Below are 22792 nucleotides of genomic sequence, written 5' to 3'. Positions count from 1 at the left end.
TCCCGATTCCCGAGCCGATGCCCTTGATCCGAACCGCCCGCCGCCCCGCCCGTTCCCGGCTGCTGCCCACCGCCGTTGCGCTGGCGCTGGCCGGCGCCACGGTCGGCGCGCCGGCCCAGGACACGCGGCTGCCGGACATCGGTTCGTCGGCAGGCACCGTGCTCAGCCCGGCCAAGCAGTCCGAGTACGGGCAGATGCTGCTGGCGCAACTGCGGCACTACAACTACGTGCTCGAGGACCCGCTGGTCGAGAACTGGCTGCGCGCCACCGGCACGCGGCTGGCGGCGTCGAGCGACCGCCCGCAGCAGCCCTTCACGTTCTTCATGATGCGCGACCGCAGCATCAACGCCTTCGCCACGCTCGGCGGCTACATCGGCATGAACGCCGGCCTGGTGCTGGCGGCCGAGAGCGAGGACGAGGTCGCCGCGGTGCTGGCGCACGAGATTGCGCACGTGACCCAGTCGCACGTGCTGCGCGGCGTCGAGCGTGCCCAGCGCGACCAGATGCCGATGCTGCTTGCGATGCTCGGCGCGATCGCGCTGGCCTCGCAGAGCGGCAGCAACTCGTCCGACGATGCCGCGATGGCGGTGCTCGCCGGTGCACAGGGCCTCGCCCTGCAGCGGCAGATCGACTACACCCGCTCCAACGAGTCCGAGGCCGACCGGCTGGGCATCCGCACGCTGGCGCGCAGCGGCTACGACCCCGACGCGATGGCCTCGATGTTCGAGCGCATGCAGGCGGTGTCGCGCACCAACCAGGGCGGCGAGCGCGAGCGGCTGCCGGACTATCTCAAGACCCACCCGGTCACCACGACCCGCATCAGCGAGGCGCGCGACCGCGCCGGGCGCATGGCCCGCGACACGGTGCAGGTCACCACGACGACCCCGCAGGGGTCGCGCGTGGAGCGCGTGCCGGTGGACGGAGCGCCCGAGGCGCCGCTGCGCGCGCTCGACAACCCGCTGCTGCCGGCGGCGCTGCGGCTGCCGCCCGGCGCCACCGGTGGCACCGACCCGGTGCAGTTCGGCTGGGCGCGCGAGCGCCTGCGCGTGCTCAGCGCCAACACCTGGTCGGCGGCCATCCGCGAGTACGAGGCGATGCGCCGGACCGGGCCGCTGACCGATGCCCAGCGCTACGGGCTGGCGTTCGCGCGGCTGCGCGCGAACGAGGCCGATGCCGCCGCGCGCGAGCTGTCGACGCTGCTGGCCGCCTACCCGGGCGACGTCTGGCTGTCGCTGGGCGTGGCCGAGGCCGACGCCCGCGCAGGCCGGGCCGATGCCGCCGACCGGCGCTTCGAGGCGCTGGTCGAGCGCATGCCGCGCAACCCGGCCGTGGTGCTGAGCTACGCGTCGGTGCTGATCGAGCGCGACACCGCCGACGCGGGCCGACGGGCGCAGGCGCTGCTGCGGCCGCTGCTCAACGCCTCCAGCGGCGACCCGGCGTTCCAGCGCGCGTTCGCGCGCGCCAGCGAGATGGCCGGCGATCCGGTCCGGGCCGGCGAGGCCTGGGCCGAGGCGGCATTCCTGGGCGGCCGGGCGGAACAGGCGCTGATCCAGCTCAACACGCTCAAGAAGCGCGAGGACCTGGACTATTACGCCCGCGCGCGCATCGACGCACGCATCGCCTCGATCACGCCGATGGTGCTGGAACTGCACCGGCAGGGCGTGCGCGACGAGGACCTGCGCCGGCGCTGAGGCAGCGTAGCCTCCCGGCAGGCGCGACCCGACACGATCCGGTCGTCCCGCCGTCACGTCACGCACCGCACCCGGCGAAAGAAGGCCCGGCGCGCCAGCGATCCGCCGTCCGGACTCCCCCCTTTCCGGGCGCCCGAGACACGAAGGCCGGCGATGTCACCAGAGCGTCATAAAACTGTCGTGTAATGGCGCCCTCCCCCGGTCCGATGGAAGGCCCCATGCAGAAGCGCATCCTCATCGTCGACGACGAACCGGCGATCCGCGACATGGTCGCGTTCGCGCTGCGCAAAGGCGAGTTCGAACCGATGCACGCCGGCGACGCCCGCGAGGCCCAGTCGGCAATCGTCGACCGCGTCCCCGACCTGATCCTGCTCGACTGGATGCTGCCCGGCACCAGCGGCCTGGAACTGGCCCGGCGCTGGCGCAAGGACGCGCTGACCCGCGACATCCCGATCATCATGCTCACCGCCCGTGGCGAGGAGAACGACCGGGTCGGCGGACTGGAGGCCGGCGTCGACGATTACGTCGTCAAGCCGTTCTCGGCGCGCGAGCTGCTGGCGCGGATCCGTGCGGTGATGCGCCGGGCCCGCGACGACGACGAGGACGGCAGCGTCACCGTCGGCGCGCTGCGCATCGATGGCGCGGCCCACCGGGTGTTCGCCGGCAGCGAACCGGTCCAGATCGGCCCGACCGAGTACCGGCTGCTGCACTTTTTCATGACCCACCCCGAGCGCGTGTACAGCCGCTCGCAGCTGCTCGACCACGTCTGGGGCGGCAGCGTCTACGTCGAGGAGCGCACGGTCGACGTGCACATCCGCCGGCTGCGCAAGACCCTCGAGCCGAGCGGCCTGGACGGCATGGTGCAGACGGTCCGCGGTTCGGGATACCGCTTCTCGGCGGCGGTGTGAGGCCGCCCGCGCCGCTTCCCCGAGCGTCGTCCCGCGGCGATGCCGCGTCGCCGCGCGCGACCCGTGCACACCGCGCGGCCGTCGCCTGCGCAGACCTGTCATCCCACTTTGCCTAGACTTGCCCACATGCCTCCCCGTATCCACGCCGCCTGGACCCGCACGCTGCTGCAGCCCGGGGCCGTGCTGGCGGCCGCGACGATCGTCGGTGCGCTGGCCGGGCACGTCTGGACGGCGCTGGCGATCGCCGCGCTCGGCGTCGTCGCCTGGCACTACTGGAAGCTCTACGACCTGCTGCGCCGGCTGACCTCGCGCAGCCGGGTGCCGCCGCCGCAGGGCGACGGCGTCTGGCAGGAGACCGACCGGTTGCTGCATCGCGGCCAGCAGGACATGCGCACGCGCAAGCGGCGGCTGATCGCGATGCTGCGCGCCTACCGCGCGGTCGCCGCGGCCTTGCCCGACGCGGTCGTCGTGGTCGAGCGCAACAGCCAGCGCGTGCAGTGGTTCAACCGTGCGGCGACGACGCTGCTCGGGCTGCAGATGCCGCGCGACGTCGGCCGCCCGGTCGGCAGTGCCCTGCAGCCGCTGCCGCTGGCGCACTGGCTGGCGCAGGGCCGCAAGGCCGAGCCGCTGCTGGACGTGCCCTCGCCGTTCTCGTCGGGCACCCGGCTGGAACTGCGGCTGATCCCCTACTCCGACGACCTGTGGCTGCTGCTGGTGCGCGACGTCACCCGGCTGGTGCGCCTGGAGCAGATGCGCCGCGACTTCGTCGCCAACGTCTCGCACGAACTGCGCACGCCGCTGACGGTGGTCCACGGCTACCTCGACATGCTCGATCCGGAGGAGCAGCCCGAATGGGCGCCGATGCTGCAGGAGATGCAGCGCCAGTCGCAGCGCATGACCCAGTTGGTCGAGGACCTGCTCACGCTCTCCCGGCTGGAGGCCCAGGAGAGCGTCGGCGACGAGATCGTATCGATGGCCTCGATGCTGGCCTCGCTGCGGCGCGAGCTGGAGATGCTCAGCCAGGGGCGGCACACGATCGAGGTCGAGGACGCGTCGGACACCGACCTGGTGGGCTCGACGCGCGAACTGCACAGCGCGTTCTCCAACCTGGTCAGCAACGCCGTGCGCTACACGCCGCCGGGCGGGCGCATCGCGATCCGCTACGCGCCCACGCGCGAGGGCGGCGTGTCGCTGGCCGTGGACGATTCGGGCTACGGCATCCCGGCCGCGCACCTGCCGCGGATCACCGAACGCTTCTATCGGGTCTCGACCAGCCGCTCGCGCGAGTCGGGCGGCACCGGCCTGGGCCTGGCGATCGTCAAGCACGTGCTGCACCTGCACCAGGCGCGGCTCGAGATCGACAGCGAGGTCGGCCGCGGCAGCCGCTTCGCCTGCCACTTCACCGCCGAGCGCGTCCGCGCGCGTGACACGCATGCCATCGGAGCTTTCGGATGACCCGCCCCCCCGCCCCCGGCAAGCGGCCGCGCGCCCGCCGGCAGACGACGGCCACCGGCCGCGACGACGCGCCCGCGGCGCAGCTCCCGGGCGATCCGCTGCTCGATCCGTCGCTGTACCTCAACCGCGAGCTGTCGCAGCTCGACTTCAACTTCCGCGTGCTGGCGCAGGCGCTGGACGAGTCGGTGCCGCTGCTCGAGCGCGTGAAGTACCTGTGCATCTCGTGCACCAACCTCGACGAGTTCTTCGAGATCCGCGCCGCGACGGTGCGCCATGCGCAGGACTTCGGCATGCCGCTGCCGCCCGACGGCCTGGCGCCGGCGACGGTGCTCAAGCGCATCCACGAGCGCGCGGCCAGGCTCGTCGAGGCGCAATACGCGTGCTGGAACCAGGTGCTGCGGCCCGCGCTGGGCGAGTCGGGCGTGCGCATCCTCGGACGCGACACCTGGACGGCGCGGCAGAAGCGCTGGCTGCGCGCGTACTTCCGCGAGGAGGTGATGCCGGTGCTCTCGCCGCTGGGCCTGGACCCGGCGCATCCGTTCCCGAAGATCCTCAACAAGTCGCTCAACATCGTCGTCGTGCTCAAGGGCAAGGATGCGTTCGGCCGCATCGGCCACCTGGCGATCGTGCGCGCGCCGCGCTCGCTGCCGCGGATCATCCAGTTGCCCGAGCGGGTGTCGGGCGGCGAGTACGACTTCGTGTTCCTGTCGGCGGTGCTGTCGGAGTTCGTCCACGAACTGTTCCCGGGCATGGACGTGCGCGGCGCCTACCAGTTCCGGGTCACCCGCAACTCGGAGCTGATCGTCGACGAGGAGGAGGTCGAGAACCTGGCGCTGGCGCTGCGCGACGAGCTCGCCGGCCGCGGCTACCTGCGTGCGGTCCGGCTGGAGATCGCGGCCAACTGTCCCAAGCCGATCGTGCGCACGCTGCTGCAGAACTTCGACCTGCCCGAGAACGCGGTCTACCGCATCGACGGGCCGGTCAACCTCAACCGCGTCAGCCAGATCTTCGACCTGGTGCAGCGTCCGGACCTGAAGTTCCCGGCGTTCCAGCAGCGCCAGCTGCCGGGCAACGACGCGATGTTCGAGACCGTCGCCGATGGCGACGTGCTGCTGCACCACCCCTTCGACTCCTTCGCGCCGGTGCTCGAGCTGATCAAGCAGGCGGCCGAGGACCCGAACGTGCTGGCGATCAAGCAGACGCTCTACCGCACCGGCAAGGACTCGGCGATCGTCGAACACCTGGTGACCGCGGCGCGCAACGGCAAGGACGTCACGGTCGTCGTCGAGCTGCGCGCGCGCTTCGACGAGGAGGCCAACCTCGGCCTGGCCGACCGGCTGCAGGAGGCCGGCGTGCAGGTGGTCTACGGCGTCGTCGGCTACAAGACGCACGCCAAGATGCTGCTGATCGTGCGCCGCGAGGGCCGCAAGCTGCGCCGCTACGTGCACCTGGGCACCGGCAACTACCACGCCGGCACCGCGCGCGCCTACACCGACTTCGGCCTGATCACCGCCGATCCGCGGATCGGCAACGACGTGCACCTGATCTTCCAGCAGCTCTCGGGGCTGGCGCCGGCGATCGAGCTCGACCGCCTGCTGCAGTCGCCGTTCACGCTGCACGCCGGGATCGTCGCGCGGATCGAGCGCGAGACCCGGCACGCGGCGCAGGGGCGTCCGGCGCGCATCGTCGCCAAGATGAACGCCCTCAACGAGCCGCAGGTCATGCGCGCGCTGTACGCGGCGTCGCAGGCCGGCGTGAGGATCGAGCTGATCGTGCGCGGCGCCTGCGCGCTGCGGCCGGGCGTGCCCGGCGTGTCGGAGAACATCCGCGTGCGTTCGATCGTCGGCCGGTTCCTCGAGCACCACCGCGTGTACTGGTTCGCCAACGACGGCGACCCGGAACTGTTCTGCGCCAGCGCCGACTGGCTCGAGCGCAACCTGCTGCGGCGCGTGGAGACGTGCTTCCCGATCCTCGATCCGCACGTCGCCACACGCGTGCGCGTCGAATCGCTGGACAACTATCTCGCCGACAACGTCAACGCCTGGGAGCTGCGCGAGGACGGCAGCTACGTGCGGCTGGCGCCGGAGGGCGATGCGATGCCGCACTCGGCGCAGACCTGGCTGCTCGCGCGCCTGTGCGGCTGACCCGGCGGCGGCCCGGGCGACCGGGCCGAGCGACCCGGCGCGGCATCGCGCACGCCGTCACGGTTCCGGGCGCCGCGCCATGCTTTACCATGCGCACTCCCCACCGCCACGTGGCGCCGCGCGCGTCGCGCCACGCAGGACCGTGATGACCGGACAGGACACGCTCGCACTCGCCGATGCGCTGACGCCGCCGATCGAGGACGGCGACATGCTCGCCGCGATCGACCTGGGATCCAACAGCTTCCACATGATCGTCTCCCGCTACACGCTGGGCCAGCTGCGCGTGGTCGACCGCCTGCGCGAGACCGTGCGCCTGGCCGAGGGCCTGGACGCGCGCGGCGGGCTGGATGCGGCCGTGCGCCAGCGCGCGCTGCAATGCCTGTCGCGCTTCGGCGAGCGCATCCGCGACATCCCGCCGCAGCACGTGCGCGCACTGGCCACCCACACCGTGCGCCGGCTCGCCGCGCCGCAGGCATTCCTGGTGCCGGCCGAGACCGCGCTGGGCCATGCGATCGAGGTCATCGCCGGCCGCGAGGAAGCGCGCCTGATCTATCTGGGCGTCGCGCATGCGCAGCCGCCCAAGCCCGGCCACCGCCGGCTGGTCATCGACATCGGCGGCGGCTCCACCGAATGCATCATCGGCAGCGGCTTCGACGCGCTCGAGCGCGAGAGCCTGCAGGTGGGCTGCATCGCGAGCACGCGGCGCTTCTTCTCCGGCGGCAAGCTGACCCGGCGCCGATGGCGCGAGGCGCTGACCGAGGTGTCGGCCGAGTTCCAGCAGTTCGCGAGCACCTACCGCGCGCTCGGCTGGCAGGAGGTCGTCGGCGCCTCGGGCACCAACAAGGCGATCGGCGAGATCTGCGCGGCGATGAAGCTGACCAAGGGCGCGGTGACCGCCGAGGCGCTGCCGGTCGTGCGCGACCGGCTGCTGGAGGCCGGTCACGTCGACGCGATCGACCTGCCCGGGCTGTCGGAGGACCGCAAGCCGATCATCGCCGGCGGCGTGCTCGTGCTCGAGGCCGCGTTCGAGGTGCTGGGCATCGAGCGCATGCACGTCAGCAAGGCGGCGATGCGAGAGGGCGTGCTGCACGACATGCTCGGCCGCCGCGGCGAGGCCGACCCGCGCGAGACCTCGATCGAGGCGCTGGTGCGGCGCTACGGCATCGACGGCGCGCACGCGGCGCGGGTCGAGGCGACCGCGCTGCGGCTGTTCGACCAGGTCGCGCGCCCGTGGCAGCTCGACGGCGACGATCTGCGCATGCTGGCCTGGGCCGCGCGCGTGCACGAGATCGGGCTGGTCATCGCGCACAGCCAGTACCACGTGCACGGCGCCTACGTGCTGGCGCATTCGGACATCGCCGGTTTCTCCCGGCAGGAGCAGCAGTTCCTCGCCGCGCTCGTGCGCTGCCACCGCCGCAAGGTGCCCAAGTCGGCGTTCGACGCCCTGCCCGACCGGCTGCTGCGCCAGGCCCGCTACACCGCGACGTTGCTGCGGCTGGCGGTGCTGCTGCACCGCAGCCACGAGCCCGACGAGATCCCGCAGCTGCAGGCCAGCGTCTACGGCGACGCGCTGCGGCTGCAGGTGTCCAGGCACTGGCTCGACGCGCGGCCGCTGCTGCGCGTGGACCTGGAATGCGAGCCCGAGGACATCGGCGCGCCCGGCGTGAAGCTGGTGCTCGCCGCCGAGTGAGGGCCGGGGCGGCGCGCGCCGCCGCCTGTCACCGTTCCGTCGCCGCGCGGTCATGCGGCCGGCATCTCGGACGTCGATCATCGCTGCAGCCACGGCAGCGGACCGAACGATGCGCTACGCGATCGTCACCGACACCTACACGCCCGACATCAACGGCGTGGCCCTGACGCTGCAGTCCTACGCCGCCGGCCTGCGCGCCCGCGGACACACGGTCGAGGTGGTCCGGCCGGTGCTGCCCGGCGAGGCGGCAGCCGGCGACGACGGGCTGCGGGTCCGCGGCCTGCGCCTGCCACGCTACCCGTCGCTGCGCGTCGGCCTGCCGGCCCAGGCGCGCCTGCACGCGGCCTGGCGGGCCGAGCGCCCGGACGCGGTCTACGTGGCGACCGAGACCCCGCTGGGCGGCTCGGCGATCCGCGCTGCGCGCGCGCTCGGCATCCCGGTCGTGACCGCGCTGCACACCCGCTTCGACCTGTACATGGCCGACTACGGCCTGCGCGCGCTCGGGCCGCTGGCGCTGGCATGGATGCGCCGCTTCCACGGCGGCGCCGACGCGACGGTCGTGGCGACGCGCGCGCTGGCCGCCTGGCTGCAGGCGCAGCGCATCGGCCACGCGGTGGTGCTGCCGCGCGCGGTCGACTGCGTCCAGTTCGATCCCGCGCGGCGCGATGCCGCCCTGCGCACGGCCTGGGACGTCCCCGCGGACGGCCTGGCGGTGATCCACGTGGGCCGGCTCGCGGCCGAGAAGAACCTGCCGCTGGCGCTCCGCGCGTTCCGCGCGCTGCAGCGGCGGCGGCCGGATGCGCGGCTGGTGTTCGTCGGCGACGGCCCGTTGCGCCCGGCGCTGCAGCGCGCGCATCCGGACATCGTGTTCGCCGGGGCGCGGCGGGGCGACGATCTCGGCCGGCACTTCGCCAGCGCCGACCTGTTCCTGTTCCCCAGCCGCAGCGAGACCTTCGGCAACGTCGTGCTCGAGGCCATGGCCAGCGGCGTGCCGCAGGTCGCCTTCGACCTGGGCGCGGCGTCCGAGCACCTACTCGACGGCCACCACGGCGCGCGCATCGCGGACGACGCCGACGGCGGGGCGGCGTTCGTCGCCGCCGCGGTGCGGCTGGCCTGCGACGACGCCGGCCGCAGCGCGATGGCGCAGGCCGGCCGCGAGGCGATGCTGCGGCTGACGCCGGACCAAGTCGCCGCCGAACTCGATGCGCTGCTCGCGGCGCCGGCTGCGCGTTCCGCTTCCCTCGCCGTCCCGCAGGAGTCCCGCCATGCACGCAACGCCGCGTAGCCGCCTGCATCTCCACGACATGGGCTGGTGCCTGCGCGCCAACCGCGCCTGCACCCGCACCTGGATCCGCCGCGGGTTCGCGACCGTCAGCCGGCTCGGCGACGGCGCGTTCTGGTACGCGCTGATGGCGGCGCTGGTGGTGCTCGACGGGTTCGACGGCGCGCTCGCGGCCGCGCACATGGCTGCCACCGGCGGCGTGGCGCTGCTGCTGTACCGGCACCTGAAGCGCTGGACCCGCCGGCCCCGCCCGTTCGCGGCCGATGGGCGCATCCGCGCCTGGGTCGCGCCGCTCGACGAGTTCAGCTTCCCGTCCGGCCACACGCTGCATGCGGTCGCGTTCTCGGTCGTGGCGATCGCCCACTACCCGGCGCTGGCCTGGTTGCTGGCACCCTTCGCCGCGGCGGTCGCCGCGTCGCGGGTGGTGCTCGGCCTGCACTACCCCAGCGACGTGCTCGCCGCGACCGCGATCGGCGGCGTGCTGGGCACGCTCTCGCTGTGGGCGGCCGGGCTGTAGATCGGCCGGACCATTCAGGTCGGCGAATGCCGCCGGGGCATCCCCGGCACGGCCGGAACGGTCAGCCGCTCGCGCCGCCTTCGAACGGCGCCAGCACCGCGCGCGCCAGCGCCGGGCGCAGCTGGCCGGGCCAGTCGCGGTCGTTGTCGACCTGCGCACCGGCGCGCGAGGCCTCGAGCGCGTCGACGTCGACGTCCGCGATCGCCCAGACCGCGTCCTCGCCGGTCTGCGCCAGCAGGCCGTCGGCCGGGAAGCCGGCATCCATCGGCGCGACGATCGCCGCCTGCCCGGTGTTGACGTCGAGGATCGGGGTCCACGGCGCCTCGCCCGCGGTCACCGACTGGGCGACGAAGCAGCGGTTCTCCAGCGCGCGCGCCTGGCAACCGATGCGCACGCGATGGGCGCCGGCTTCGGTGTCGGTGCAACTGGGCACCAGCAGCAGCCGCGCGCCGGCGGCCCACTGCGCGCGGACCGGCAACGGGAACTCGATGTCGTAGCAGATCGCGATGCCCGCGCGCACGCCGCCCAGGTCGAACACCTGCAACGCGTCGCCCGGCGCGATGACGCCGGTCTTCTTCTCGAAGCCGGTCAGCTGCAGCTTGTCCTGGAACGCGTGACCGCCGCCGGGCGCGAATAGGTCGCTGCGGTTGCGGTAGCGGCCGCCGCCCACGTCGAGCAGGAAGCTGCCGGCGACGACGTACAGTCCGGTCTCGCGGGCCAGCATCGAGAACAGCGCCAGCCAGTCGGCGCGATAGCGCTGGATCGCCGCGAGCGAGGCCCGCACGTCCCCGCGCACCGCGGTGTCGAAGGTCGCCGCCAGTTCCAGCGCCAGGTACTCGGGCAGCACCGCGACCTGGGCGCCGGCCGCGGCGGCCTCGCCGAGCAGGCGGCGCTGGTGATCGGCGAACGCGGCGAAGTCCGGCGGCATGCCGATCCGGTAGCGGGCGGCGGCGATCCTCATGCGGCGGCGTCCAGCGGGCGGGTCCAGAAGGTCAACGGATGGACGACGTCGCCGACGCCACGCTCGTTCCAGCGCAGCAGCATCGTCATGCCCGGCTGGCGCACGTAGCCGCGTCGGCGCCAGAACCCGGCGTTGTCGCGATGCCCGGCCGGGCGCCGCGGATCGTCGTCGGCGCGGTCGACGGCCGCGAACGCGGTCAGGTCGAAGCCGCCGAGCGCGCGCGCATGCGCCTCTCGGCTGTCGAAGAACGCGTGGCCCACGCCCAGCCCGCGGTAGCGCGGCAGCAGGACCGACTCACCGAAGTAGAACACCCGCTCGACCGCGAGGTCCTGGTCGGCGAACGGCGCCCGGAACGCCGCATCGTCGTCGGCCAGCGGCAGGCCGGTCGCCGCACCGACGACCGCGTCGCCGTCGAACGCGAGCACGAACACGCTGCGCGGCGAGCGCGCATAGGCGGCCAGGTAGTCGCGCTCGTAGGCCGCGTCGCCGGCGTAGAGGTAGGGCCAGTCGGCGAAGACCGCCATGCGCAGGCGGGCGACGTCGTCGAGATACGGCGGCATCGCATCGCCCGACAGCACGCGGATCATGGGAGCGGAAGGCGTCATGGCGCGCATTCTGGCATGCGGCCGTGGCCCGGACGCGACGCAACCGCGGGGCCTGCCCGCGGTTGCGTCTTCCCGCCTGCGCAGGTCAGGGCTGTCGCGGCAGCGGCGGCGGCGCGACCGGGCCGGGCGCGGTCGCCGCGGCGGCCAGCGCGTACCAGTCCACGCGCCGGGTGGCGAGCATGATCGCGGCCAGGATCGCGAACAGCAGGCCGGCGCCGAGCACCAGCGCGTTGTCCTCGGAGACCAGCAGGCCGTAGAGCGCGGCATAGAGGACGGCGAGCAGGGCCGCGAACCCGGCGCCCCAGGCGCGGCTGCGCAGCACCGCGGCCAGGTAGATCCCGATCAGGCCGATGCAGCCGATGCTGGCGACCAGGTACGACCAGCCGAACGCGATGCGCTCCGACAGGCCCACCAGCAGCAGGAAGAAGATCGCCAGCGCCAGCCCCACCAGCGCGTACTGGATCGGATGGATGCGCAGCTGGCGCAGCATCTCGAACATGAAGAAGCCGGCGAAGGTCAGCAGCACGAACAGCAGGCCGTACTTGCTGGCGCGGTCGGCGCGCACGTACGCGTCCACCGGGTCGACCAGCGCGATGCCCAGCGCGTCGATGCCCGCATCGCCCTGCCCGAGCAGCGTGGCGGCGGTGAACCGGTCGGGACGCGCGCCGTCGCGGAACTGCAGCTGCGCGTCGCTGGCCAGCGACGAGACCGCCCATTCGGCGCGGAAGCCGGCATCGCCGACCTCGCGGGCGGTCGGCAGGAAGCGGCCGTTGAACTGCGGATGCCGCCACGTCGAATCGATCGCGACGCGGGTCTCGCCGGCCAGCGGCACGACCGCCAGCGCCTCGCTGCCCGACAGCGCGACATCGAGCGTGGTGCGCAGGCGCAGCCGGCCACCGGCCTCGACCGGCGGCAGCGGCGCGTGCAGGCCCGAGCCCAGGTCGCCGCCGGCGCCCTGCTGCAGCGGCACCGTCGCCTCGTCGAGCCGCAGGCGCGGGGTGCCGCGCAGGCCGCGCACGTCGGCGATGCCGTAGCTGAGGAACGGCCGGCCGATCCGGCGCGGCGCGATGGCGTCGCCGTCGTCGGGGACACGCACGTCGAAGCCGGCCCGCAGCTGGCCCTCGAGCACGTACATGCGCACCTCGTGCAGGCCGAGCCGGCGCGTGTAGGGCGCCATCGCACCGGTCAGGTCGGCGGTGGCGGGGAAGAACAGCCAGCGGCCCTCGCGCTCGCGCTGGACGGTGCCGATCCGCCGGCCCTGCGCATCCTTCTCCTCGACCTCGACGGTCTCCACGAACGGCACCACGACCACCGGCACCGTCAGCGTCTGCCCCCCGGCCTCGCTGCGCGCGATCCGCTCGACGGCCTCGGCGCGGTAGCGCTGGCGGTCGTGGATCACGCCGCGGATCATCAGCAGCGGCAACAGGATTGCCAGGCTCAACCCGGCCACGATCAGGATCTTCAACGCCAGTCGCATCGCACCACTCCGGTTCGGGAACATGGCGGCAGCGTGCCGCCGCGCGATGGGGCGACGATGGGGCCTGCGTGAAGCGGCTATGAAGTCCGCGGCGCACCGGCCTCGACCGGCAGTTCGACCACGGCGAGCGCGCCACCGCCGTCGCGGTTGGCGAGCGTCGCCCGCCCGCCATGCAGCGCGGCGACCTCGGCGACGAAGGCCAGGCCGATGCCGCTGCTGCGGCTGCCGCCGCCCGGCCGCGGCAGCGAGTAGAAGCGCTCGAACACCCGCGCCTGCGCGTAGTCGGGGATGCCGGGGCCGCGGTCGGCGACGGTCACCTGCACCCGGCCCTCCCCCGCCGGGCGCGCGGCGACCTCGACCTCGCCGTCGGGCGGCGAGAAGTCGCAGGCGTTGTCGACGAGGTTGGCGACCAGTTGCCGCAGCAGGTAGGCATCGCCCGGCACGACCGCATCGCGGCAGGCCGGATCGATCGCCAGACGCACCGGCACCCGGCCAGGATCGGCCGCGAACGGCGCCAGCGCCGCGTCGAGCATGCCGGCGAGCGCGACGCGTTCGGGGCGGTCGATGCGCTGGCGATGCTCCACCGCGGCCAGCGCCAGCAGCTTGTCGATCGTCTGGGTCATGCGCTCGCCCTGCCCGCGCACGCTGGCCGCGAAGCGCGCGCGGTCGGCCTCGGGCAGCGGGCCTTCGAGCAGTTCGGCCGCGCCGCGGATCGCCGACAGCGGCGCCTTCAGCTCGTGGGTCAGGCTGTGCACGTAGCGCTCGACGTACTGCCGGCCCTCGAGCCGCTCGCGCATCGTCTCCAGCGCCCGCCCCAGGTCGGCGAACTCGCCGGCCAGCGGCGGCAGCGACGCGCGCCCGCCGGCGGTGACCGCGTCGGCATAGCGGCGCAGCGCACCGAGCTGGCGGGACAGCCACCAGGCCGCGAGCAGGCCGATCGCCAGCGACGCGCCCAGCAGCACGCCGCCCCAGCGCAGGATCTTGGTCTCGCTGCGCGCGATGAACGGCGCGATCGTGCGGTTGGGCTTGGCCACCGTCAGCACGCCGACGATGCGGTTGCCGTCGCGGATCGGCGCGGCCACGTGCATCACCGAGCTCGCGTCGTCGTCGGGATCCAGGCGGCTGGAACGCGCGCCGTAGCGGCCGCGCAGCGTCAGGTAGACGTCGTTCCAGCGCGAGAAGTCGCGTCCGACGTCGCGGCCGCTCGAATCGAACACGACGATGCCCTCGGCGTCGGTCACGTAGACCCGGTAGGCGACCGCGGACTTGCGGAAGCCCCAGATCTCGGCGTCGAGCCGGCGCGCGGCCAGCGCGCGGATGCGCGCCGCGAAACGCCCGTCGTCGATCCGACCGGCCAGGAAGTCGTCGGTCGCCAGTTCGGCGAGCACGCCGGCGGTGTCGGCCAGCGTGTCCTCCATCGCCTGGCGCACGCCCGGCTTGACCTCCTGCGAGAACACGCGCATCAGCAGCAGCGCGGCGATCGCGACGATCGCGAAATAGCCCAGCAGGATCCGCAGGCCGATCCGCATGGCGCGCGCCTCAGTCCACGTCCAGCGAATAGCCCAGACCCCGGTGCGTGCGCAGCGGATCGGCGTCGGGCGCGACCGCGCGCAGCTTGGCGCGCAGCGTCTTGACGTGGGTGTCGACGGTGCGGTCGCCGCTGTCGGGCGCGTCCTCCCAGACCCGGTCCATCAGCTGGGCGCGCGAGAGCACCGCGCCGGGCCGCGCGAGCAGTGCGGCGAGCAGGCCGTACTCGTAGCGCGTGAGCTCGAGCGGCTGGCCGCGGTAGCGGATGCGCAGGCCCGCGCGGTCGTGCTCGAAGCCGCCCGCTGCGGCGATGCCGCCGCCGGACGTCGGCGGCGGGCGGCGCAGCGCGACGCGGACCCGCGCCAGCAGCTCGCGCAGCGAGAAGGGCTTGGCGACGTAGTCCTCGGCGCCGAGCTCGAAGCCCAGCACACGCTCGGCCTCGGCCGCCTGCGCGGTGAGGAAGATCACCGGCAGCGGCGCGCGCCGGCGCAGCTCCGCGCACAGCGCGAAGCCGCTGACGTCCGGCAGCCCGACGTCGAGGATCGCCAGGTCGAAGGTCTCGTCCGCGACCGCCGCCAGCGCGGTGCGGCCATCGAGGCAATGCCGGGCCTCGTGGCCCTCGGCGCGCAGCGCGTAGGCCACGGTGTCGGCGATGGCGGTCTCGTCCTCGACGAGCAGGATGCGGGACATGGCGCGGCGCGGTGGGCGGTGGCCGACAGGATACTGCCCCGGCCGCCGTGCCCGCCCGCCGGCGCCGGCCTCGTCGAGATGGTGACGGGGAGGCGGAGAATCGGGCGCTGGCCGATCCGCCCCTTCCCAGCGACGCCCGATTGGCCGACGATCCCGGGCCGTGTCCGCCTGCGCCGATCGATGAACTACCGCCACGCCTTCCACGCCGGCAACCATGCCGACGTCCTCAAGCACGTCGTGCTGCTCGCGGTGTGCGACGCGCTGGCCGCCAAGCCGGCGCCGTGCTTCGCGCTCGACACGCATGCCGGCGCCGGGCTCTACAGCCTCGTCGACGATCCGGCGCGGCGCACCGGCGAGGCCGAGGCCGGCATCGGCCGGCTGCTGGCCGCGCCGCCGGCGGTCCCGGCGATCGCGCGCTACCTCGACGCGGTCGCGGCCTGCCGCGCGGCGCATGGCGCGCACGCCTATCCCGGCTCGCCGTGGCTGCTGGCGCACGCGCTGCGCGCGCAGGACCGGATCGCGTGCTGCGAAGTCGAGCCCGGCGCGCTGGCCGCGCTGCGCGCGACGGTCGGCCGCGACCCGCGCGTGGCGGTGCACGGCCGCGACGGCTACGCGGCCTGCCGTGCGCTGCTGCCGCCGCGGCACGGCGCGCAGAAGTTCGCCCGCGGCCTGGTGCTGATCGACCCGCCGTACGAGGCGCAGCGCGCCGAGTTCGACACCGCACTGTCGGCGATGCGCGAGGCCCTGGTGCGCTGGCCGCAGGCGGTGCAGGCGCTGTGGTACCCGATCAAGCAGCGTCGCACGCTGCACGGCTTCCTGCGCAGCGCGGGGCTGTTGCAGACCCGTTCGACGCTGGTGGTCGAACTGATGGTGCGCCCCGACGACTCGCCGTTGCGGATGAACGGCAGCGGCCTGCTGCTGCTCGATCCGCCGTGGCAGCTGGCGACCGCGCTGGCGCCGGCGCTCGATGCGCTGCGCGGGGCGCTCGGCGAGACCGGCGCCCGGACCCGGCTGCACTGGCTGCGCGAGCCGGCCTGAGCACCGCGCAGGATCTGAATGCGGCGACCGTCGATCCGCCCGTTGCCTTCACGGTTCCTGAATCGCGGAGTTGGGTAAGGTCGGCCCCACCGTCCCAGCCCGACATTCGATGACCGCACGCAACCGCCTCCCTCCCTGGCACGAGGAAATCCGTCTCGCGAACGGCCGCCAGGTGCTGATCCGGCCGATCCGGCCCGCCGATGCCGATCCGCTGCGCGCCGCCTTCGCGCTGCTCGAACCCGACGAGGTCCGGCAGCGCTTTCTCTATGCGAAGAAGGAACTGTCGCCCGAAACCGCCTTGCGCCTGACCCAGCCCAACCCGAAGTCGGAGTTCGTGCTCGTCGCGGCCGAACCGATGACGCCGGGCGAGGCGCTCGTCGGCGCGGTCGCCCGGGCGGCAATCCTGCCCGGGACCCGGCACGCGGAGTTCCACATCCTGGTTAGCCACTACGTCGCCGGCATGGGGCTGGGGCGTCACCTGATGCGGCGCCTCGTGCGCTGGGCCAAGGGCAAGCGCCTGGATCGCCTGTACGGCGACGTGCTCGAAGAGAACGAGCCGATGCGGGCGCTGGCCAAGTCGCTCGGCTTCCATCAGGCCGCCGGCGAGGCCCCCGGAATGATCCGGGTGTCGCTCGACCTCAAGCGGCAGGTGCCCGAGGGCGAAGGCGCCGGCAGCGAGGCGCCGCGCGTCCCGTTGGGATGATCGCGGTCGCCTGATCCCTGCCCGCCCGTCGCCGGCCCCCGGCGACGCGGCGGCTGTCGCATCGTCCGCGCGCCTCCCGTCTCGGGGCGTGAGACACGTTCGTTTAGACTGGCATGTTCACCGCGCCGGGCCCGCCAGGGCATCCGGCGCTGCCGTCGTTTCGCCCCGTCCCACCCGTCGTCCGTCCGCTGCCCGATCCCCGATGCCCAAGTCCCCCGCTTCCCCCACCGCCCCGCCGCTTCCCGGCGGCGGCCACGCCCGCGCCTGGTGGCGCGCGCCCGCCAGCCGCAGCGCGCTGGCCTGGGCGGTGCTGCAGGCTGCGCGCGCGCATGCCGGGCCGCTGCTGCTGGTCGCGCGCGACAACCAGGGTGCCCACCAGCTCGAGCACGACCTGCGCACGCTCGGCGGCGACGACGCCGATCTGCCGGTGGTGCCGTTTCCGGACTGGGAGACGCTGCCCTTCGACCGTTTCAGCCCGCATCCGGACATCGTGTCCCAGCGGCTGGCGGCACTGCACCGGCTGCCGGGGCTGACGCGGGGCATCGTCGTGGTCCCGGTACAGACGCTGATGCAGCGCCTGGCACCGGTGAAGCACGTGGCCGGCAGCAGCTTCGACCTCGCGGTCGGCCAGAGGCTCGACCTCGACGCCGAGAAGCGGCGCCTGGAGAGTGCCGGCTATGCGCACGTGCCGCAGGTCCACGACCCGGGCGATTTCGCCGTGCGCGGCGGCCTGCTCGACGTGTTCCCGATGGGCGCCGGCCAGCCGTACCGCATCGAGCTGTTCGACGACGCGATCGAGACGATCCGCGCGTTCGACCCCGAGTCGCAGCGCTCACTGGAGAAGATCGAGGCGCTGCGCATGCTGCCCGGCCGCGAGGTGCCGCTGGACGAGGCGGCGCTGACGCGCGCGATGGACGCGCTGCGCGAGCGGTTCGACATCGACACCCGGCGCAGCGGGCTCTACCAGGACCTCAAGGCCGGCGCCGCGCCGGCCGGCATCGAGTACTACCTGCCGCTGTTCTTCGAGGCTCCGCGCCGCGCGCTGGCCGAGCGCGGCGCGCCGGCCCCGGGCACCGCGACGCTGTTCGACTATCTGCCGCCGGACACGCTGCCGGTGCTCGACGTCGGCGTGGCTGCGGCCAGCGACCAGTTCCAGGCGCAGATCGACCACCGCTACGACCAGCTGCGCCACGACATCGAGCGTCCGCTGCTGCCGCCGACCGAGCTGTGGCTGGCGCCCGACGCGCTGCGCGAGCGCCTCAACCAGGGAGCGCGCGTCGAGCTGTGCGACGCGGCGCACCCACGCCATGACCAGGCCGCCGCGCTGGGCGAGCAGCCGGCGCCCGAACTGCCGCTGGCCGCGCGCGACCAGGCCCCGGCGCAGGCGCTCAGGTCCTTCCTCGGCAGCTACCCCGGCCGCGTGCTGGTCGCCGCCGACTCGGCCGGCCGCCGCGAGGCGCTGCTCGAGGTGCTGCAGGCCGCCGACCTGCGGCCCGGCGTGCTGGCCGACTTCGGCGCGTTCGTCGCCGGCGACGCGCGCTTCGCGATCGCGGTGGCGCCGCTCGACGACGGCTTCGCGCTCGACGCGCCGCAGCTGACCGTGCTCACCGAGCGGCAGCTGTTCCCCGAGCGCGCCGCGCAGCCGCGCAGCCGCCGCCGCGCCGGGCGCGATCCCGAGACCATCATCCGCGACCTGGGCGAGCTCAGCGAGGGCGCGCCGATCGTGCACGAGGACCACGGCGTCGGGCGCTACCGCGGGCTCGTCGTGCTCGAGGCCGGCGGCCAGCCGGGCGAGTACCTCGACATCGAGTACGCCAAGGGCGACCGGCTGTACGTGCCGGTGTCGCAGCTGCACCTGGTCAACCGCTACTCGGGCGCCTCGCCCGAGACCGCGCCGCTGCACTCGCTCGGCGGCGAGGCCTGGACGAAGGCCAAGAAGAAGGCCGCCGACAAGGTCCGCGACGTTGCCGCCGAGCTGCTGGAGATCCAGGCCAAGCGGCAGGCGCGCGCCGGACTCGCGCTGGAAGTCGACCGGGCGATGTACGAGCCGTTCGCCGCGGCGTTCCCGTTCGAGGAGACCCCCGACCAGCACGCCGCGATCGAGGCGATGATCCGCGACCTGGGCAGCAGCCAGCCGATGGACCGTGTGGTCTGCGGCGACGTCGGCTTCGGCAAGACCGAGGTCGCGGTGCGCGCGGCGTTCGTCGCCGCGGCCGCCGGCAAGCAGGTCGCGGTGCTGGTGCCCACCACGCTGCTGGCCGAGCAGCACTACCGCACGATGGCCGACCGCTTCGCCGACTGGCCCTTGCGCGTGGAGGTGCTCTCGCGCTTCAAGAGCACCAAGGAGATCAAGGCCGAGCTCGAGAAGCTCGCGCGCGGCGAGATCGACGTCATCGTCGGCACCCATCGCCTGCTGCAGCCCGACGTGCGGTTCAAGGACCTGGGCCTGGTGATCGTCGACGAGGAGCAGCGCTTCGGCGTGCGCCAGAAGGAGGCGCTCAAGGCGCTGCGCGCCAACGTGCACCTGCTGACCCTCACCGCGACCCCGATCCCGCGCACGCTCAACATGGCGATGGCCGGCCTGCGCGACCTGTCGATCATCGCCACCCCGCCCGCGCACCGGCTCGCCGTGCAGACCTTCGTCGTGCCCTGGGACGACGCCCAGCTGCGCGAGGCGTTCCAGCGCGAGCTCGCCCGCGGCGGCCAGGTCTACTTCCTGCACAACGACGTCGAGAGCATCGGCCGCATGCAGCGCCAGCTGCAGGAACTGGTGCCCGACGCGCGCATCGGCATCGCCCACGGCCAGATGCCCGAGCGCGAGCTCGAGCGGGTCATGCTCGACTTCCACAAGCAGCGCTTCAACGTGCTGCTGTGCTCGACGATCATCGAGTCGGGCATCGACATCCCCAACGCCAACACGATCATCATCAACCGCGCCGACAAGTTCGGCCTGGCGCAGCTGCACCAGTTGCGCGGCCGCGTCGGCCGCTCGCACCACCGCGCCTATGCCTACCTGGTCACGCCCGACCAGCGCAGCATCACCGGCGACGCGCGCAAGCGGCTGGAGGCGATCGCGTCGATGGACGAGCTCGGCGCCGGCTTCACGCTGTCCACCCACGATCTGGAGATCCGCGGCGCCGGCGAGCTGCTCGGCGAGGGCCAGAGCGGGCAGATGGCCGAGGTCGGCTTCAGCCTGTACACCGAGCTGCTCGAGCGCGCGGTGCGCAGCATCAAGCAGGGCAAGCTGCCCGATGCCGACGAGACCGAGGCGCGCGGCGCCGACGTCGAGCTGCACGTGCCGGCGCTGATCCCCGAGGACTACCTGCCCGACGTGCACACCCGCCTGATGCTCTACAAGCGCATCAGCGGCGCGCGCGACGCCGACCGGCTGCGCGAGCTGCAGGTCGAGATGATCGACCGCTTCGGCCTGCTGCCCGATGCCGCCAAGCACCTGTTCCAGGTCGCCGACCTGAAGCTGCAGGCCACGGCGCTGGGCATCCGCAAGCTCGACCTGGGCGAGGCCGGCGGCCGCGTGCAGTTCGTCGAGAAGCCGAAGGTCGACCCGATGGCGGTGATCCGGCTGGTCCAGGGCCAGCCGGCGCACTACCGCATGGACGGGCCGGACAAGCTGCGGGTCACGCTCGACCTGCCCGACGCCGAATCGCGGATCAAGACCGCACGCGGGCTGCTGATCGCGCTGGCGCCATCGGCCGCGCGATGATGCCCCTGTGCGCGCGGCGCCGCCGGCGCCGCGGCCGCGCGACGACGCCCTTGTGCGCTGGCGCCAACGGCCCCGCGACGACGCCCCTGTAGGAGCGCGCTCGCGCGCGATGGGGATGTCCCGGGAATGCCCTCGCGCGCGAGCGCGCTCCTACGGGAGGGGCGCTAGACCCGCAAGTACCACCAGGCCTGCGCACGGCGGGCTTGGTACGGCATGACACCCCTGTGTGCGCCGACACAGGCGTAGACGCCGCACGACGACACTCCTGCGCGCTGGCGCCGATGGCCGCGCGACGACGCCCCTGTAGGAGCGCGCTCGCGCGCGATGGGGATGTTCCCGGAATGCCCTCGCGCGCGAGCGCGCTCCTACGAAGGGGCGATGCTAGACCCGCGAGTACCACCAGCCCTGCATGCGGCCGGCCTGGTACGGCATGACACCCCTGTGTGCGCCGGCACAGGCGCAGACGCCGCACGACGACACCCCTGCGCGCTGGCGCCGATGGCCGCGCGACGACGCCCTGTAGGAGCGCGCTCGCGCGCGATGGGGATGTCCCGGTAACGCCCTCGCGCGCGAGCGCGCTCCTACGGGAGGACGCTAGACCCGCGAGTACGACCAGCCCTGCATGCGGCCGGCCTGGTACGGCATCACGCCATGGAACGCGCGCGGGTCGTCGTCGAACACCAGCGGCAGGAACTGCCGGTCGCCCTCCCACAGCGGAAGCTCGAGCACGCGGTCGGCCTCGACCCATTCGAGCGTGCCCTCGGGATTGGACGTCAGCGGCGTGCCGTGCCAGGCGTCGACGACGAATACGAAGCCGAGCCAGTCCTCGCCGTCGCGGCCGAAGCCCGGCCAGCTGATCGTGCCGCGCAGGCGCAGGCTGTCGCATTCGATCCCCGCTTCCTCGCGGATCTCGCGGCGCATGCCCGCGACCACGTCCTCGTCGCGCTCGATCTTGCCGCCAAGGCCGTTGTACTTGCCCAGATGCTGGTCGCCGGGCCGCGCGTTGCGATGGATCATCAGCACCCGCCGGCGATCGGGGGACAGCACGTAGCCGAGCGTGGCGACGATCGGGGTGTAGGGCATCGGAAACGGGCCTGCGGCGGGAAGCCGGGCATTGTAGCGACGCCCGCCGCGCCGCTCGCGCCGTGCCGCGTCTCAGCCGGGCGCGGCAGGCAGCAGCAGCCGCGCCACCAGCGCCTCGTACAGCGCCGGCAGCGCCTCGAGGTCGGCGACGCGGACGTGCTCGTCGACCTGGTGGATGCTGGCGTTGACCGGCCCGATCTCGATGCACTGCGCGCCCAGCGGCGCGATGAAGCGCGCGTCCGAGGTGCCGCCGCCGGTGCTCTCCTCGGGCACGTCGCCGGCGAAGTCCGTCAGCACCGCGCGCGCGGCCGCGCGCAGCGGCCCCTCCGGCGTGTGGAACGGCTCGCCGCTGCGGTGCCAGTCGATCACGTGGTCCAGGCCGTGCCGGTCCAGCAGCGCGGCGACTGCCGCCTCCAGTCGCGGCGCGTCCCAGTGCGGGTTGTAGCGCAGGTTGAACTGCACCGTCGCGCTGCCGGGGATCACGTTCGTCGCGCCGGTGCCGGCGGCGATGTTGCTGACCTGCAGGCTGGTCGGCGGAAACGACTCGAAGCCGTCGTCCCAGTGGCGGCCGACGAGCTCGGCCAGCGCCGGCGCGAGCAGATGGATCGGGTTGCGCGCCTTGTCGGGATAGGCCACATGACCCTGCACGCCGCGCACGGTCAGCGTGGCCGACAGGCTGCCGCGCCGGCCCACGCGCAGCAGGTCGCCCAGGCGCCGGGTCGACGACGGCTCGCCGGTGATGCACCAGTCGATGCGCGTGCCGCGCTCGGCGAACGTGCGCGCGACCCGGCGCACGCCGTCGATCGCCGCGCCCTCCTCGTCGGAGGTCAGCAGCAGCGCCAGCGTGCCGGGATGGTCGGGGTGTGCGGCGACGAAGCGCTCGGCGGCGACGACGAAAGCCGCGACGCTGCCCTTCATGTCGGCCGCCCCGCGCCCGTACAGCACGCCGTCGCGGATCTGCGGCACGAACGGATCGGACCGCCATGCCTCGACCGGCCCGCTCGGCACCACGTCGGTGTGGCCCAGCAGCGCGAGCACCGGCCCGCCGTTCCCGTGCGTGGCCCAGAGATTGTCGACCGCGCCGAAGCGCATCGACTCGATCGAAAAGCCCGCGGCTTGCAGCCGCGCGGCGATCAGCGCCTGGCAGCCGGCATCGTCGGGGGTCACCGAGGGCCGCGCGATCAGGTCACGGGTGAGGTCGAGGACGTCGGACATGGAACCCTCTGGAAACCGTGGGAGCGCGCTCGCGCGCGATGGCGCGTTCCCGGTGGCGCCACATCGCGCGCGAGCGCGCGCCTAC

Annotated in this window: 17 protein-coding genes; 10 read left to right on the top strand and 7 right to left on the bottom strand. The window is 73.6% G+C overall.

Annotated features, from left to right (window positions below; all coding sequences use genetic code 11):
• Positions 1-17 precede the first annotated feature (17 nt).
• From WQ56_RS15150 to WQ56_RS15120, 7 genes are all read left to right on the top strand, one after another.
• Positions 18-1691 (top strand): M48 family metalloprotease, encoded by a 1674-nt coding sequence (locus tag WQ56_RS15150; RefSeq protein WP_047137980.1) that lies wholly within the window; start codon positions 18-20, stop codon positions 1689-1691.
• Positions 1692-1909: 218 nt separating this feature from the next.
• Complete coding sequence (phoB, locus tag WQ56_RS15145) at positions 1910-2599, top strand: phosphate regulon transcriptional regulator PhoB (protein WP_047138002.1); 690 nt, start codon at positions 1910-1912, stop codon at positions 2597-2599.
• Between the two features lie 126 nt (positions 2600-2725).
• On the top strand, positions 2726-4054 hold the full coding sequence (phoR, locus tag WQ56_RS15140) for a phosphate regulon sensor histidine kinase PhoR (RefSeq protein WP_047137979.1): 1329 nt from the start codon (positions 2726-2728) through the stop codon (positions 4052-4054).
• Positions 4051-6198 carry a polyphosphate kinase 1 gene (gene ppk1 / locus WQ56_RS15135; RefSeq protein ID WP_082132456.1) on the top strand — a complete coding sequence of 716 codons (2148 nt, stop codon included), beginning with the start codon at positions 4051-4053 and terminating at the stop codon, positions 6196-6198. Before phoR ends, ppk1 begins: the two co-directional genes overlap by 4 nt.
• A gap of 145 nt (positions 6199-6343) precedes the next feature.
• On the top strand, positions 6344-7888 hold the full coding sequence (ppx, locus tag WQ56_RS15130; protein ID WP_047137978.1) for an exopolyphosphatase: 1545 nt from the start codon (positions 6344-6346) through the stop codon (positions 7886-7888).
• 109 nt (positions 7889-7997) lie between these two features.
• Entirely contained in the window at positions 7998-9173 is a 1176-nt protein-coding gene (locus WQ56_RS15125) for a glycosyltransferase family 1 protein (protein ID WP_047137977.1), read from the top strand.
• Positions 9154-9687: a phosphatase PAP2 family protein gene (locus tag WQ56_RS15120; RefSeq protein WP_047137976.1), complete on the top strand. Its 534-nt coding sequence runs from the start codon at positions 9154-9156 to the stop codon at positions 9685-9687. The genes WQ56_RS15125 and WQ56_RS15120 overlap by 20 nt, the downstream gene beginning before the upstream one ends.
• 61 nt (positions 9688-9748) lie before the next feature.
• On the opposite strand, the gene WQ56_RS15115 is transcribed toward WQ56_RS15120, so the two are convergent.
• The 5 genes from WQ56_RS15115 to creB form a co-directional block, all read right to left on the bottom strand.
• Positions 9749-10648 (bottom strand): carbon-nitrogen hydrolase family protein, encoded by a 900-nt coding sequence (locus tag WQ56_RS15115; protein WP_047137975.1) that lies wholly within the window; start codon positions 10646-10648, stop codon positions 9749-9751.
• Complete coding sequence (locus WQ56_RS15110; protein ID WP_047137974.1) at positions 10645-11262, bottom strand: GNAT family N-acetyltransferase; 618 nt, start codon at positions 11260-11262, stop codon at positions 10645-10647. The genes WQ56_RS15115 and WQ56_RS15110 overlap by 4 nt, the downstream gene beginning before the upstream one ends.
• A 76-nt stretch (positions 11263-11338) precedes the next feature.
• The gene (gene creD / locus WQ56_RS15105; protein ID WP_052773042.1) at positions 11339-12730 is read right to left on the bottom strand and encodes a cell envelope integrity protein CreD; all 1392 of its coding nucleotides are present in this window, start codon (positions 12728-12730) and stop codon (positions 11339-11341) included.
• Positions 12731-12807: 77 nt separating this feature from the next.
• The gene (creC, locus tag WQ56_RS15100; protein ID WP_047137972.1) at positions 12808-14259 is read right to left on the bottom strand and encodes a two-component system sensor histidine kinase CreC; all 1452 of its coding nucleotides are present in this window, start codon (positions 14257-14259) and stop codon (positions 12808-12810) included.
• Positions 14260-14269: 10 nt separating this feature from the next.
• Positions 14270-14947, bottom strand: a complete 678-nt coding sequence (creB, locus tag WQ56_RS15095; RefSeq protein ID WP_047137971.1) for a two-component system response regulator CreB — start codon at positions 14945-14947, stop codon at positions 14270-14272.
• Between the two features lie 180 nt (positions 14948-15127).
• Here creB and rlmJ point away from each other — a divergent pair, with 180 nt between their 5' ends.
• The 3 genes from rlmJ to mfd all read left to right on the top strand — a co-directional run bounded on the left by rlmJ (position 15128) and on the right by mfd (position 20409).
• Positions 15128-15985 carry a 23S rRNA (adenine(2030)-N(6))-methyltransferase RlmJ gene (gene rlmJ / locus WQ56_RS15090; protein WP_047137970.1) on the top strand — a complete coding sequence of 286 codons (858 nt, stop codon included), beginning with the start codon at positions 15128-15130 and terminating at the stop codon, positions 15983-15985.
• A 109-nt stretch (positions 15986-16094) separates the two neighbouring features.
• On the top strand, positions 16095-16688 hold the full coding sequence (locus tag WQ56_RS15085; protein ID WP_082132455.1) for a GNAT family N-acetyltransferase: 594 nt from the start codon (positions 16095-16097) through the stop codon (positions 16686-16688).
• 202 nt (positions 16689-16890) lie between these two features.
• On the top strand, positions 16891-20409 hold the full coding sequence (mfd, locus tag WQ56_RS15080) for a transcription-repair coupling factor (protein ID WP_047137969.1): 3519 nt from the start codon (positions 16891-16893) through the stop codon (positions 20407-20409).
• Between the two features lie 594 nt (positions 20410-21003).
• Here mfd and WQ56_RS15075 read toward each other — a convergent pair.
• Both WQ56_RS15075 and dapE read right to left on the bottom strand, forming a co-directional pair.
• Positions 21004-21492, bottom strand: a complete 489-nt coding sequence (locus WQ56_RS15075) for an 8-oxo-dGTP diphosphatase (RefSeq protein WP_047137968.1) — start codon at positions 21490-21492, stop codon at positions 21004-21006.
• A 72-nt stretch (positions 21493-21564) separates the two neighbouring features.
• The gene (gene dapE / locus WQ56_RS15070; protein WP_047137967.1) at positions 21565-22707 is read right to left on the bottom strand and encodes a succinyl-diaminopimelate desuccinylase; all 1143 of its coding nucleotides are present in this window, start codon (positions 22705-22707) and stop codon (positions 21565-21567) included.
• Positions 22708-22792 lie beyond the last annotated feature (85 nt).

This window comes from Luteimonas sp. FCS-9, from assembly GCF_001014645.1.
Lineage (GTDB): Bacteria > Pseudomonadota > Gammaproteobacteria > Xanthomonadales > Xanthomonadaceae > Luteimonas.
This window is presented reverse-complemented; position numbering and strand designations above follow the sequence as displayed.